14 protein-coding genes and 1 riboswitch are annotated in these 14,806 nt (G+C 39.5%); of the genes, 7 read left to right on the top strand and 7 right to left on the bottom strand.

All coding sequences use genetic code 11. The features are described from left to right. The first annotated feature begins 98 nt into the window (after positions 1-98). Positions 99-186, top strand: a riboswitch (cyclic di-GMP riboswitch). A 74-nt stretch (positions 187-260) separates the two neighbouring features. Beyond that, entirely contained in the window at positions 261-950 is a 690-nt protein-coding gene (locus FAY30_RS25690) for a kinetochore Spc7 family protein (protein WP_149872502.1), read from the top strand. An 86-nt stretch (positions 951-1,036) separates the two neighbouring features. Continuing rightward, on the top strand, positions 1,037-1,948 hold the full coding sequence (locus FAY30_RS25685; protein ID WP_149872501.1) for an HD-GYP domain-containing protein: 912 nt from the start codon (positions 1,037-1,039) through the stop codon (positions 1,946-1,948). A 169-nt stretch (positions 1,949-2,117) separates the two neighbouring features. Here the strand turns inward: FAY30_RS25685 and FAY30_RS25680 are convergent, their stop codons facing one another. Further along, complete coding sequence (locus FAY30_RS25680; RefSeq protein WP_149872500.1) at positions 2,118-2,456, bottom strand: DsrE family protein; 339 nt, start codon at positions 2,454-2,456, stop codon at positions 2,118-2,120. A gap of 81 nt (positions 2,457-2,537) precedes the next feature. On the opposite strand from FAY30_RS25680, the gene FAY30_RS25675 reads away from it, so the two are divergent. Continuing rightward, a complete protein-coding gene (locus FAY30_RS25675; RefSeq protein ID WP_223820856.1) occupies positions 2,538-2,930 on the top strand; it encodes a nuclear transport factor 2 family protein in 393 nt (130 codons plus the stop codon). Between the two features lie 494 nt (positions 2,931-3,424). Next, positions 3,425-4,303 (top strand): LysR family transcriptional regulator, encoded by an 879-nt coding sequence (locus tag FAY30_RS25670; RefSeq protein WP_149872499.1) that lies wholly within the window; start codon positions 3,425-3,427, stop codon positions 4,301-4,303. 113 nt (positions 4,304-4,416) lie between these two features. Here the strand turns inward: FAY30_RS25670 and FAY30_RS25665 are convergent, their stop codons facing one another. Then, positions 4,417-4,884: a DUF8821 family protein gene (locus FAY30_RS25665; protein WP_149872498.1), complete on the bottom strand. Its 468-nt coding sequence runs from the start codon at positions 4,882-4,884 to the stop codon at positions 4,417-4,419. Positions 4,885-4,906: 22 nt separating this feature from the next. After that, a complete protein-coding gene (locus FAY30_RS25660; protein ID WP_149872497.1) occupies positions 4,907-5,386 on the bottom strand; it encodes a GyrI-like domain-containing protein in 480 nt (159 codons plus the stop codon). Between the two features lie 301 nt (positions 5,387-5,687). Here FAY30_RS25660 and FAY30_RS25655 point away from each other — a divergent pair, with 301 nt between their 5' ends. After that, positions 5,688-6,650, top strand: coding sequence for a helix-turn-helix transcriptional regulator (locus tag FAY30_RS25655; RefSeq protein WP_149872496.1), 963 nt, complete (start codon positions 5,688-5,690; stop codon positions 6,648-6,650). 206 nt (positions 6,651-6,856) lie between these two features. Here the strand turns inward: FAY30_RS25655 and FAY30_RS25650 are convergent, their stop codons facing one another. From FAY30_RS25650 to FAY30_RS25635, 4 genes are read right to left on the bottom strand one after another with little or no spacing between them, the layout of a single operon-like run. Beyond that, complete coding sequence (locus FAY30_RS25650) at positions 6,857-8,083, bottom strand: Zn-dependent hydrolase (protein ID WP_149872495.1); 1,227 nt, start codon at positions 8,081-8,083, stop codon at positions 6,857-6,859. Between the two features lie 17 nt (positions 8,084-8,100). After that, complete coding sequence (locus FAY30_RS25645) at positions 8,101-9,579, bottom strand: sodium:solute symporter family protein (RefSeq protein ID WP_149872494.1); 1,479 nt, start codon at positions 9,577-9,579, stop codon at positions 8,101-8,103. Next, a complete protein-coding gene (locus FAY30_RS25640; protein WP_223820855.1) occupies positions 9,576-9,779 on the bottom strand; it encodes a DUF3311 domain-containing protein in 204 nt (67 codons plus the stop codon). The genes FAY30_RS25645 and FAY30_RS25640 overlap by 4 nt, the downstream gene beginning before the upstream one ends. A 5-nt stretch (positions 9,780-9,784) precedes the next feature. After that, positions 9,785-11,404 (bottom strand): amidohydrolase, encoded by a 1,620-nt coding sequence (locus tag FAY30_RS25635; protein WP_149872493.1) that lies wholly within the window; start codon positions 11,402-11,404, stop codon positions 9,785-9,787. A gap of 156 nt (positions 11,405-11,560) precedes the next feature. On the opposite strand from FAY30_RS25635, the gene FAY30_RS25630 reads away from it, so the two are divergent. Both FAY30_RS25630 and FAY30_RS25625 read left to right on the top strand, forming a co-directional pair. After that, complete coding sequence (locus FAY30_RS25630) at positions 11,561-13,129, top strand: PucR family transcriptional regulator (protein WP_149872492.1); 1,569 nt, start codon at positions 11,561-11,563, stop codon at positions 13,127-13,129. Positions 13,130-13,441: 312 nt separating this feature from the next. Further along, a complete protein-coding gene (locus FAY30_RS25625) occupies positions 13,442-14,785 on the top strand; it encodes an aspartate aminotransferase family protein (RefSeq protein ID WP_149872491.1) in 1,344 nt (447 codons plus the stop codon). Positions 14,786-14,806: the final 21 nt, after the last annotated feature.

Below are 14,806 nucleotides of genomic sequence, written 5' to 3'. Positions count from 1 at the left end.
AGTGGAACAATATAGGTTTTGCTAGAATACAAAATATGACAAAAGTAGTCATGGAATTGGGTATTTCTACCCTGTATAATGATGGTAGATAATAAAATAGACTCAGAGGGCAACTTATCTGAAAGGATACGGACGCAAAACTATAGGGGCTAAAGTAGGGATCTACTATGCCAGCCAGTTGCGAAAAGAAGAAAGGCCCTTTTTCATCCTTCGGGTCTTTTTGTCGTCTAAAATAGAAAAATGGGGTGTGAAGCAAGAGTATGAAAAAAGTATTGGCGATTTTATTATCAGCTGCAGTATTTTTAGGAATTGCTTCTCCAGCTTTTGCTGCTGAGGATGATTATCAAAAGGGAATTGAATTAATTGAAAAGGCAAACAAGGAAATTGATAAAAAGATAGAAGAAGCGGTAGGAAGAGCAGATCGATTGCAAGCCGACTACCTCCTTGACATTCGCAAAATCGAAGAAGGAGATCAAGTCGTAAAGTTAAAAAATGAAAGAGAAAAAACTTTATCTAATTTAGAGTCTTCTAAAAATGATGTGAAAAAACAAGAAGAATTAAATAAGAAGTTAGCAGAAATTAGTGCCAAGTTAGAAGATGAACAAGCCAAAATTAATAGTAAAATAACCGAGATCAATCAGGAAATTAATAAGGCTACAGGACAGCTGTTGTCCGGAGATGATAAAGACGTTCAAAAGTTAGAAGAAAAAATCAATAAGCTGAATCAGAAGCTGAATGAAAAATCAGCGAAATATGATGAAAAAACGAAACGTTTTACAAAGGATTTAGATAAGGTCATTACTGGTGTATATGAAGAAACACTTAAAATGTCGGATGAAACGATTAAAAAGGCTGCTGGAAAGGGCGTTCAAGCTGAGTGCAGCTGGAAGCTAGTTCGTTTTGCTGATAAGTGGGTGTGGATTGATCCGATTAGAATAGTCGGATGTTGATATTATTTCACATTTCTGAAAAATTTATAGTAAAATAAAAACGAGTTCTTATTGAGCTCGTTTTTATTCGTATTAAGGGGGATATCATGAAAGGATTTATGATTGGAAAAAAAGGGTCTTTTGTCGAAAAGGTAGATTTCGAGAATAATGGAGTATTTAGTTTGTTAACCCGGGGGGATGGAGTTGAAATTATCCACCAAGTAATAGAAGAAGGTAGAATGTTCTATGTTTATCCAAGCGAGAACGCTAAAGCTCTGGAGTTTTATTATCTATTATCTGGGCAAGTCGTTTGTGAACTAGATCATAAAAAGTTTACACTAGGTCCCGAAGATTATTTTTCTGCAAAAGGTCTTAATAATCCAATCCACTTTACCACCCTTTCGAAAGTAACCTTATTATGCGTGTTTACGGAACAAACCTTTGTTCATATTAGTAAGGATATATCTTCCCTTATGGAAATTATGAAACAAGTAGAATTAAAAGATAGATATACCCATAAACATAGTGATCGAGTGGCAAAGTATTCTGTAAAAATAGCAAAAAAATTAAAACTAAGTAAAGAACAATTAGAGAATTTAACAGTGGCTGCAGTGCTTCATGATATTGGTAAAATTCATGTGCCTATTGAGATATTAAATAAAACTGGGCGTTTAACAGATGAAGAATTTGAAATAATCAAGAAACACCCTGTCGATGGCGCAGAAATGGTGAAGAACTCCTATTATAAGGAGCTGTCTCCTATTATTGAACAGCACCATGAAAGGATAAATGGCACTGGCTACCCGTATGGATTAAGGGGAGATAACATCCTTTTAGAAGCAAGAATTATTGCTGTGAGTGATACATTCGATGCAATGACAGAAGATCGGGCGTATAGAAAAGCGTTTAAAGAACAGATTGCAATAGATGAACTTAAAAGACTCGCTGGATCCCATTATGATATGGACGTGGTGTCGGCATTTGAACAAATATTAAGAGAAGAAGGACGAATCAACTAAGCCAGTTGGTGTAAATGTGAGTGATTCTCCCTGCTATAAATAATCAACAGGTTTTTGTTGTATAAAAGGGAATAATTATTAAATGGAACTGCACCTCAATTGTTGGAGCTGCCCCAATAATTGTAGGTGCAGTTTTGACAGACTCATTAGGGAAAAACTTACCACCAAATCAAGATAATGTAATTACTTCATATTTTGAGGCTAACTCAATAAAGTCGGCCATCCCACTGATTTTCCCGGCTACAAGCTTATCGTTTAACTCATAAAAATCTACACATGTTTTACAAGCAAGAACGTCAATCCCCTTTTCTTCCAGTTCTTTTAATTGGAGAGAAACAAGCGAGCTTTCCGTTAATGTAAATACGCCGCGGTTCATGCAAAAAACAGCCACAGGCAGATCTTCCCTTTGCTTAAGAATAGTAAAAAAGGTTTCTAATACTCCTTCACCTAGGTCTGCATCTCCTTTACCAAGCTGATCTGAAGCAAGTAAAATTACTTTGTTTTTCAATTTCTCCACCTCACTGAATTAATAATGCTAAACAATAGTATAAAATGATAGTAACATTTAAAAGGAAAGGACGATTTTTATATGGAAAAAAAAGCAAAGGCAATGATATGCCTTAAAGACCAAGCCGTGTCGTTCCTGCAACTCGTATCATCGGGAAGTGTAGATGAGGCATACGAGAGATACGTAGACCAAGGCTTTTGTCACCATAATCCCTATTTCCGTGGCGATGCTGATTCTTTAAAGGCTGCAATGAAAGAGAATGCAGCGGAGACACCAAACAAGACACTTGTAGTCAAACATGCAATCGAAGAGGGAGATATTGTTGCAGTTCACTCCCATATAAAACAGAATCCAGAAGACCGTGGAGCAGCAGTTGTACATATATTTCGCTTTCATGCTGATCGAATTGTTGAATTATGGGATTTGGGTCAACCCATCCCTGAGAATTCCCCAAACGAGAATGGAATGTTTTAACTTAAAAAAATTCATTTCTGGAAACTTATAGTGAGTAAATGAAAAGCCGATGTTCACAAAACATCGGCCTTTTTGTTACATGTTTACAATTGTATCAGTGTACGGAATCTTAAGCCAATTTCTGCTGAAAACACGGATCATTAAAGTATACAACTTCAGAAAGTATGTTAAAGCCCTTCATATCTTTGAGTGTCTCTCTTGCTTCTTGTTCCGTTTTAAATTCGAACATAGAAATATTTGAATCTAAATAACAAGTTATAATCCACATAAAAATTCCTCTTCCTATTTTTAAGTTTATTCTGTCCTGTAGACAGAAACTTCTATTAAAATTCCCCGTTAAACCTTGTTTTCATGAGATCCCAAGTCCAAGATGTAAGGAAGTAATGATTAATTGCTACAGACCAATCATAATGCAATAATGGAATTAAATAAAATGCAAAAAAAATATAATATGATATAAAAAACTTTTATATGGCATATTTTGGGGGTAAAAAGTGGATTACCGTGATTGGGAAATACTGAAGGTCCTCTATAGTCAGAAGAACATATCGAAAGCAGCACGGCTTTTGTTTATTACCCAGCCGGCATTAACGAACCGTTTAAAGAACATGCAGGAAGAATGGGGTGTCAAAATAGTAACCCGAGAAAGCAGAGGGGTTCATTTTACCCCGCAGGGAGAATATCTTGTTCATTGTGCCGATGATATCCTTACTCAGTTTAACAATATAAAAGAGCATGTCCGGAATATGAGTATGACGGCAGGTAATGATGTTGCAGGAACATTGAAATTGGGTGTATCTAATTTTTTCGCCAATTATGAACTGCCCCATATATTAAAATTATTTAAAGACCAATATCCTTATGTGGAATTTAAAGTGATTACTGGCTGGAGTAAAGATGTAACTCAATTAATCCACCATAAGGATGTTCATATCGGCTTTATTCGAGGCGACTATAGCGGTAAAGGACTAAAGAAACATTTATTATTTGAAGAAACCGTGTCTGTTACGTCGCGGAAAGCGATTGATATGGCGGATTTGCCTAATCTCCCCAGAATTGACTATAGCGGCGATTACTTATTAAATTCATTAATTGATAATTGGTGGGCCGAAAACTATACACAGCCGCCATTAATCAGTATAGAAGTGGACCAGGTTGATACTTGTAAGGAAATGGTCATAAATGGATTAGGCTATGGGATCATGTCCAGCAGAATGCTTAAGGATATAAAAGAATTAGAAAAACAAGATTTGACTGACCAAAATGGAAAACCTATCTTACGCAGAACATGGATGTATTACCATAAGGAATCCATGGAATGGAATGTCGTGAAGGCCTTTGTGAATTTTATTGAAACATTGGGGTTACAGTAGCACCTTGAAAAATAGGGAAGGCAGGAAATTTTTTTGCGAAAAAGTAACAGCACCCTCTAATTTGATGGAGAGGTGCTGTTTTATTATTTGTAGGTCTAAAACCCTTGCTTACTTTAATATTCTCCTTTAATGACAAAATACGAGCCCCGAATGGTTCCAGCTAGTTTAGACTTCTGCCTGGCAAACTTAAACTTTCCTTCTAACTCCTTTGGTACCTCCATCCCCTCAGAAAGCTTAAATCCAACGGCCCGCTTCGGCTTAGGGTCATCCACCGTATACATGACGTTGACCGAAAGACCATCCTCATAAAAGACATAAGCTATTTTGATATTTTCCACTTGAAAACGTGAGGTTTCTAAAGGTTTAGCCGCAAACTCAATATCACGTTCTTCTTTCAAAATTCTGTTCACATAATCAAGGGTCTCCCCGGACTCACTAGCTGGTACAACTGTAAATTCATGCTTGTATTTGTTCATAAAGTAACGGGCTTCATTGGCACGTAAACCAGCAAGCGCCTCGGCTACAGGTGAAGATTCTAAACCAACTGTAGACACATTTTTAAAATCAACGATATAGGACAATTCCAGCCCTCCTTTTATCACTTTATTTCCTGACAACAGGAATCCACATTTCACCATAAACTAAGCCGTTTCGCTGCCCCATTATAACTGCTGTATTAGGCCCGCCAACATAGGCAAAATTCTTTGCTTCTGGCAATACTTGGCCAAAGGCAATGCCAGTAACCATATTACTTAATTCTTCAGCTGAATTCGCTTCCCCTTTAACAACGAGGTATTCTCCCTTAGGAAATTGGATCACCCTGTCTGCTTCCGGCAGCGATTCCTCTGTCATAACGCCGGCATAATGCATCATCTTGTTATTCACCGCTTCATTCACGACGAAAATGTAGTCATTAGTGGCTATTTTCTTTAGTGAATCAAGCCTTCCATCTTCTTTGACCGCCTGCCAAAAGTCTGCCTTTTCCTTGGTTATGCCTGCAAAGTCTGTGTAATGGCTCTTAAGCTCAGTTCCAATACCTAAAACGGTAAAGCTGTCTTTTTCTTCAAGGGTATAATTTTCCATATTTAAAACCTGCCTTTTTTTAGATTGGCTATGTTAAACTTGGCTGTTGATTTCCGCTACAGGCGCTTCGCTTTCCGCGGGGCGGGCGGTGAGCCTCCTCGGCGCTTTGCGCCTGTGGGGTCTCACCTGTCCCGCTGATCCCGCAGGAGTCTCGCGCCTTTCGCTCCAATCAACAGTGCTACAAAATCAACAATGACCCTTAACATAGCCTTTAGATTAATCAAATGATTTGTCTTTTCACTTGATGGGTTTATAATATCTTTAAATCGTGTCAAAAAGTGATACTGTTTAGGAGGCCCCGATGAAAAAAGTTGAACGGATTAATATCATCATGCGGTATATCAACAACCGCGCCCACTTTACCATATCTGAAATCATGCAAGAATTTAACATCTCTCGTTCGACCGCTATTCGCGATATAAGAGAGATTGAAGCCATGGGGATGCCGCTTGTTGCTGAAGTTGGCAGGGATGGGGGTTATTTTGTCATGAACAACTCTGTCCTGCCCACTGTCCGCTTTACCGATAATGAGATTAAAGCCCTTTTTATTGCCTTTATGGCCACAAGAAATCAACAACTCCCTTATCTAAAGAGTCGTCAGTCTTTAGCTGAAAAATTACTTGGACTCCTCTCAGAAAACCAGCAAGAGACACTCGTTCTTTTAAATCAAATCTTGCTTTTTGAAGGGACCAACCCCCATAATCCCGACCTGCTTGATTTATCAGACCTGCCCCATCCTATGGTAGAAAAACTCATCCAAATCCTGCTTTTGGATCGCTATTTATTGATTACCATCAAAGAAGAGAGGGGAATAAAGTCTTATCCCATTTATCTCTTGCACCTTTATCATGAAAAAGGACTTTGGTTGATGGAAGGCTTTGACTTAAAGGAAGAAAAGAGGCGGATTGTTCCTGTCGACAATCTCGCTAATGTTAAACTATACCCAACGAAAAAAAGAGTAAGTAAGAAAAAGATGGTTGAAAAATTAAGTAAGCAGGGAGAAGTAATCAACCTTGTCCTTGAACTTGGTCCAAAGGCGATTGCCCAGTTCAAAAAATACCATCCTTTAAAATTTTCCATTTCCTATACGAATCCGTACCAAACCACAGCCATACTAAAAACTTTTATTAATGTTCATCATTCAGAAGAATTGATCGAAATAATAAATTGGCTGCTTTTCCTAGGGAACGATATCAAAGTCAGGGAAATGCCAGAAGAAGTCTTAAAAGGTTTACAAGAGAGATTATCCATATTCTGCCCATAAGCAGTGCCAGTTAAAACCCAAATAATAAGTACATGGCCTTTGTAATACGACTAGAAAATAGTAGGTACTCTTAGCTAGCTAGACACTTTGTGGAACAATTTAGGGTTAATGATGTAATTGACGTCCATGGCCAAATGATCGGAATTAAAAAAGATGATCCCGATACAGAGATCATCTTGTTAAACTGCTTAGCTTTAAAAAAACTCTTATCTATTCACTTTTTCACGGCATAATTTTAACACAGTGTTAAGCAAAACGTCGGCGCCTTTCGCACAGTCTGCATATGAAGTGAGTTCATCTTCACGATGGCTATAGCCATTTACACTTGGGACAAAAATCATCGCAGTTGGGATATAAGAGGCGATGAATTGGGCGTCATGTCCGGCGCCGCTGTACATTCGATTTTCTTTATAGCCCAGCTCTTTGCAAGCGGCTCCGACCGCACTAACGACATCTTCATTAAAGTCAACTGTATCCCGGTCCCAGAGAAGGGTCGATTTGACCGAACAGCCGTTAGAACTGCGCGGCAATCCTTCCACTATTCGGCTTACTTCTGCAATGACTTCAGGGTCCTGATGTCTCGCTTCTAAAGTAAAGGTTACTTCTAAAGGAATAACGGTATGAATATTTGGATAGGCGTTGATCCTTCCGATTGTGTAAACAAGATCCGCATCGAGTTGCTGTAATTGATTTTGCATATTGACAATCATATTGGCTGCCGTGAACATGGGGTCTTTGCGCATGCTAATCGGTGTTGTGCCTGCATGATTGGATTCCCCATAGACGGAGATTTCGTAGCAAACCATTCCCAGTACGCCTGCTACAACGCCAATATCCACGTTTTTCCGTTCCAGTACAGGTCCTTGTTCAATATGCAGTTCGATATAAGCGCTTGCTTCTTTTAAACGATTTGCCGCGGATCCCTCGAAACCGCTTTCATTTAAGGCTTGAGCAAATGTAATGCCGTTCTTGTCTGTTGAAGCGAGCATTTTTGTTTTATCAAATTTTCCGGATAACACGCCGGAAGACATAAGGGATGGCTCGAACCTGGCGCCTTCTTCGTTTGTAAAATTGACAATGGTAATTGGGTAGTCTAACTCGATTTTTTCATCTATTATCGTATAGACTGTCTCTAAAGCCGTTAGGACACCAAGCACACCATCGAAGCGTCCGCCTTTGATGACAGAGTCCAAATGAGAGCCCATAACGATAGGAGGCAAGTCCTTCTTTCCCGGTAATGTTGCATACATATTTCCCATGTCGTCCCAGGTTACAGTCATTCCTATTTCTTCGCATAATGTTTGAAATTTCTTCCGAGCTGCGAGATCTTCAGCAGATAATGAAAGCCTGGTTACTCCGTTGTTTTCTGTTTTACCAAACAAACTAAATAAATCAATTAATTTTTCAAGCCGGTTCGCATTACATTTTTTCACAGGGAGACCTCCTTTACTTATTTGACCAATTCTATCTTAGAGCTTGCTCTTGCTGCCGTTATGTTTGTTATTAAACTTACAAGCACTCCAATGAAAATATTAACGGCAATGGCTACGAAACCAATGTTGATGTCGTTCAAGGCGCTTGGAATAGTTGGGAAGATATCAATTAATTTAAATGAAGTGACGGCATTTACTAATACGATGGATACCCCTGTTACAATCCCGGCCATCGCCCCGTATGCGTTCATAAACTTTGTATCAAAAAATCCAAAAATCAGCGCAGGCACTAGTTGTGTGATTAATCCATATGACATGATGTTTAGAATGGCCAATGCGTCCCCGCCAATAATACTGAAAATATAAGCCGTTAAAATAATGAACAAAACAAATATTTTAGATACGGTTAGTTGCTGGCGGTCGCTTGAGTTGGGCTTGATTAACTTGTAAAAGCCTGTCATTAACCCGACTGCTCCGGACATAACCATAACGGATACCGGCACTAACGCTGTAAGTAAGCCTGCCCCGCCAACAATTCCCACAAACCAAGGATCGAAGGTTTTCATTGTGAGCCGCAACAGTGAAAGGTCGCCGGCAGCGCCTTCTAATCCAGGTACTTGAATAATGGCTGCAAATCCAATGAAGAAGGCAAATAAAATTAAAACGGTATACAACGGCAGCGTGATTGCATTTTTCTTTAATGAGCGTTCACTTTTTGCTGATAGTACTACACTAAACGACTGTGGCAATAGGTAAAAACCAAATGCATTTAAAATGATGGTCGAAATAAACCATGACTGGCTTAAACCTTCTGATGCAAATATTAACGCTTCCGGTTTAACGGTTTGAATGGCTTCGAATAATGGCTTGATGCCGCCAAAATAGTGATAAGGAATATAGATTCCTAAGAATACAATCACAAATAAAATCATGATATCCTTTAATACGGCATTCCAAGCAGATCCATGGATGCCGGAGACCGTCACATAAATCGTCACGATGATGGCACCGATTGTTGAAGCCAGCAATGGGGAAATAGTTCCGTAGGAAGATTCCGATACGATAATTCCCAATCCTTTTAATTGGATGACGATATAGGGTATGAGCGCGATTAAACCGATGAAAGCGACAACGACACCCAGCGCTTTGCTGTTATAATTTTTCATAAAGTATTGAGGCTGTGAAATGACGTCATGCTTTTTGGCAAAACGCCAGATTTTCGGGACGATCCAATAGGAAAGCACATATGCCAAGCAAATATAGGCTGGAACATAGTAAGCGGCCGCACCTTTTGAATAGGCCCATCCGCTGCCGCCTAAAAAGGTGAACGTGGTGTACACTTCGCCGGCAATGAGCAGGAATATGAATAGTGTGCCGAAGCCTTTATTTCCAACTGCGAATTCATTGACATTCATTTCTTTGCCGCGGGTTGCGCGAATTCCTAAGTATAAAGCGACAACAGCAACGAAAAAGATGATGACTAAGGCGCTGTTCATTGCACTTCACTTCCTTTATTTGCAGGATCCAATTTATAGACAATTAACAGAACCACCGATGATAGAATCATCCATAATACAATCCAAAATAGTAAAAAGGGTAATCCTAAAACATACGGTTCAATCCGATTTGCCAGCGGCAGAAGGGCACCCATTCCAATGAAAGGAATAATCAGTAATAATTGCGCATACTTTCTCACCTGCTTCACACTCCAATCCTATCAGCAATTTTTTCAAAAACTATTTCACCATCTAGTATGGTTACATCCACCTTTACTTCGGTAATTTTTTCGATTGGACAGTTTAATAGGGAAGTATTTACAATCACTAAATCAGCCAATTTCCCTGCTTCAATGCTGCCTTTTATCTTTTCATCGAAGCTTGCGTAGGCCGCGTTATACGTGTACATACGAATGGCATCCATTAGTGATACGGTTTGCTCTTGTCCAAAAGCTGTGTTTTGTCTGGTTAAGCGGGCAACGGCTGTGTAAATGCCTACGAATGGATTAACGGTTGTGATAGGCGCATCTGAGCCGGCGGCGGTGATGATGCCTTGGTTCAGTAAGTCCCTTGCCGCATACATATATTGGGTTCGCTCACCATAATTGCGAATATAGCTTTCGCCGAATTCATACGGGAATGATGGATTGAGAACCGGAATAACGTTAAGCGCTTTAGCCTTTTCTTGTAAGTCCGGGGGACATATGCCCAAATGCTCAACACGATGGCGATGGTCATCGAACGGGTGTTCATGCAATAAACGTTCGATTACTCCTAAATATTGCTCAATCGCCTTATCGCCTTGGGCATGCACGGTAAGTTGATAGCCGTTTTGATGTGCTTTTGAAAAAATAGAATACAGTTCTTCTTCTGTATACATTAAGTAACCGTAATTGTCCGAATCGCTTGTGTGAGGCTCGCGCGTCGCAATGGTCGGCCCTGTGCTGCTGCCATCCGTGAATAGCTTGGCAGGTCCGATTTTGAAAAAGTCATTGCCCGTATGGGTCATGACCCCGGCCTTTAACATGTTTTTCGTAAAGGTTTCGCAATCAGTTAGACTGCCAATCATGGCATAAGTCCTGACCTTTAATTGCTTTTTATAGGAAGCCTGCTGCATGATTCTGAAGCTGTTTTCATCGAATCCCCCTGCATCGTGGACACTTGTGATGCCGTTTGCAAATAATTGTTCTTGCGCCTTTGTGAGCGCTTTAAATAATTCTTCCTCGCTATAGGCTGCATATTGATTAAATTGAAAAAGGGCATTCTCGATGAGGCGGCCTGTAAAGTTGCCGCTGCTGTCTTTTTCGATCGTTCCGCCTTGTGGATCGGGTGTTGTGGCATCGATTCTAGCTAATTTTAAGGCAGCTGAATTCACCACGCCGATATGCCCGCAGGTACGTGTAATGACAATCGGATGTTCTTCTGTCAGGTGATCAAGCTCCTGGATGGTGGGATATCGTTGTTCCTCTACCATTAATTCATTGAATCCAAATACGCGGATGATTTGTCCGGCATTTGTCTGTTGAACAATGGAAGCTAATTTCTCCAATAACTCTTGAATGGAATGTATGGCGGGTTCTTTACAGTTGAGGTGCATTAACGTATTGCCATATAAAAAAAGATGCATATGCGCATCAATCAGACCAGGTAAAACAGATCTCCCGTGCAAATCAATGACTTTTGTGGTGGAGGAGATGCGCTTTCTGATTTCCTCCGTTGTGCCTACTGCGGCAATCTTGTTGTCTTCTATCAAACATGCTTCAAAGACTTCGTTTCTACTATTTACTGAAATGATTTCGCCATTTACTAGAGCTGTTTGATTCATCGGTACACTCCTTTGCAACAATTTTTAGAATACATAAAAAATATAACATAGTTTTTTAGCTGCTCGAAATGAACAGAATGTAAAGTAGTTCTATGTGCTGTTTTACAATATGTTATATTATTCAGTATAAAGAAAATATTTAGGGGGTGGGTCAACATGTCTTATTCGCTGACGGTTCAAGATTTATTTGCTAGAAACCATTTCCAAAATGCGGAGATTATCGCTGGTTCAAGCGGGGTATCGAACCCTGTCAAATGGGTTCATATACTAGAATCAAAAGAAATCACTAGTTTAATAAAGGGCAGCGAATTAATTTTAACAACAGGAATTCAACTCGTTGAGGAAAAGGCTTTCTTTCATTTTGTCGAACAACTGATTGAAAAAGGGTCTGCTGGACTATGCATTGAATATGGCGAGCATATTCAATCAGTGCCTGATCATGTCATCAAGTTGGCCAATGATCATCACTTCCCGATTCTAGCGTTTAGCGAAATCGTTCCTTATATTGAAATAACGCAAGAAATACATAGTATTTTAATTAATCAACAGTATGAAATGATCAAACGGTTGGAGAATTATTCACAAGAAATCAACAAATTAACTTTGAAGATCACTCACTATGAACATCTTTTAATGAGACTTTATAAATATTTAAACATGAACGTTGTCTTTATCATAAACGGCCAGCAGCCATTGTTTATACCAAATGTGAAACACCATATTTATGAGGACTTAAGGGAAAAATATGAAACAACGGGGAGTTCCAAGCATTTTGCGAAATGTGAGGTTAATATATTAGAAGAACGGTACGGGGAATTATGCATTTTCACAGAGGACCGCATGATCAATGAGTTTGAATTGTTAGTATTGGATCGAACGGTTATTGCCCTGTCACAGTATTTGCTGCGCAGCTTATATATCGAGGAGAAACAAAATATGCACTCCCGAATGGTTTTGGAATCTTGGCTAGCTGGAACCATTGAAGATTCTGTGATTACCTCCTTCTTACAGGAACAGAGTTTTCACCATTTATTAAATTGCTCTTACTTTGTATTGATTGACCAGGTTAAGAAATTGAAGAAGGAAAATGATTTAAATTATTACAAACTATACTCCCGGAATGTTTTTGAAAAAAGAGGATTCGTTGTATTTTTATTAGAAGAGAAACAAAGGTTTATTTATGTGATTGCGGATATTTATGGACATGATCTAAAACACCGTATTATTGACTGCATTGAGACAATCAAGAACTTTAGAAAGGATCATCAATATATCAATCTATCTGTCACGACCGCTGTCGGGCAGATTGTGAATCATTATAAATTAGTCCATCAAAGTTACGAAACGGCACAGGATACATTGTTAATCCGAAGCAATGCTGCCCATCTATCTTATTTTTATGAAGATCTGTATTTACATCAATTAGTTCTTCAGATGCAAAAAAATAAAGCCATTATGGATTTAGCCAAAAAACATTTAGAGCCTCTCTATGAATACGATGCTAAAAATAATGGGAATTTGATTATCACATTGCAGGTGTATCTACAATGCAATTGTCAGAAAAACGAAGCGGCGGAAAAGCTATTTATTGTTCGTCAAACGTTATATCATCGTTTATCTAAAATTGAAAGCTTAATAGGAAGTGATTATATGCTTCCACCTAAGCGTCTTGCGGTTGAATTAATGCTGCTCGCTACGCAATTTCAATTCCAGCCAGCAGATTAGTGAATCCCTCTTGTAAGAGGGTTTTTTAAGTTTCAACTTTGAGAAATGTCCAGCTACAGCGCCCTAGCGGCTAGTGTCCTTCGCTCTCCGCCCTACGATAAGTCAACATCGAATCGCCTCCGGCTCTTCGTGTTTCCTTTATCTCAGTTGGAGCGCTCCAGGCCATACGCCGCTGACCAGGGCGCTTTCGCTTTTCTTCTTGTCAATATGTGAAACGACATTCCTAAACATTTTACATTGTGTCTGATGATTATTGGTTCCTTACCCTTCAAAATAGAGAGTAAGAAAACAAATTGTAAAGGAGAGACTCAAATGGAAAATGTTCGAATCACTGAAAATTTAGTCACGAAGGATGAGAAATATCTTTGGCATGCAATGAAGCCGTATAACCCGCAAGCGACTGCCATTATTCAAAAAGCAGAGGGAGCTTGGCTGACAGATATCGAGGGCAATCGTTATTTGGATGCTATGTCGGGATTATGGTGTGTAAATATTGGTTATGGAAGAGAAGAAATGGCCAAAGCTGCCTACGACCAGCTTCTGGAGAACAACTATACACCATTAACAAGCGGTCATCCTTCAGCGATTTTACTTGCTGAAAAAATCAGTGATCTATTAGGCGGAGATTATGTTGTCTTTTTTTCCAACAGCGGCTCTGAAGCAAATGAAACCGCTTTTAAAATTGCCCGGCAGTATCACCAGCAAAAAGGGCAGGGCACGCGTTATAAAATTGTCTCACGGTACCGGTCCTATCACGGGAATTCAATGGGGTCACTTGCAGCAACAGGGCAAGCAGAGCGGAAGTATAAATACGAACCATTAGCACCAGGTTTTATTCATGTGAAAGCACCGGATCAATATCGTAATAATGAGGATGGATTAAGCGAGCTGCCTTCCGTTACGGCAGTGGACGAAATTATGACATGGGAACATTCAGAAACCATTGCAGCGATGATTATGGAACCGATTATTACTGGCGGCGGGGTTATTATGCCTCAGGATGGTTACTTAAAAGGTGTTAAAGAAGTGTGTGAGAAGCATGGTGCATTATTAATTGTAGATGAAGTAATTTGCGGATTCGGACGCACTGGAAAAACGTTTGGGCACCAAAATTATGGAGTGAAGCCGGACATTATCACAATGGCAAAAGGACTTACCAGCGCCTACATGCCGCTTTCAGCAACTGCGGTAAAGAGAGAAGTTTATGAGGAGTTTACGAAAAGCGGCAATTATGACTTTTTCCGCCATGTCAATACATTTGGGGGCTCTCCAGCGGCGTGCGCGGTTGCATTGAAAAACCTCGAAATTTTGGAGCGAGAAAATTTAGTGGAACAATCTGCCGAAATGGGCGCAATATTGCTAGAAGAATTAAAAACCAGGATTTCAGATCATCCCAATGTTGGCGATATCCGCGGAAAAGGATTACTTGTTGGAATTGAGCTGGTAGAAGACCGTGATACAAAAAAACCTTTGTCTGTTGAGAAGGTTAATCAAGTGATTGCCAAGTGCAAAGAACAGCGACTCATTATTGGAAAAAATGGCGTAACCGTTGCAGGATATAACAATGTATTGACATTATCCCCACCGCTGAATATTACGTTGGAGGAAAAGGATTTTATTGTGGCAACATTGGTGCAAGCGATTGAATCATTATAAAGCGGCAGCATTGAAAATTGA

This window comes from Bacillus sp. S3 (genome assembly GCF_005154805.1).
In the GTDB taxonomy this organism is placed as follows: Bacteria; Bacillota; Bacilli; order Bacillales; family Cytobacillaceae; genus Neobacillus.
The sequence above is the reverse complement of the archived record's forward strand: the minus strand, read 5'-3'. Positions and strand labels throughout refer to the sequence as shown.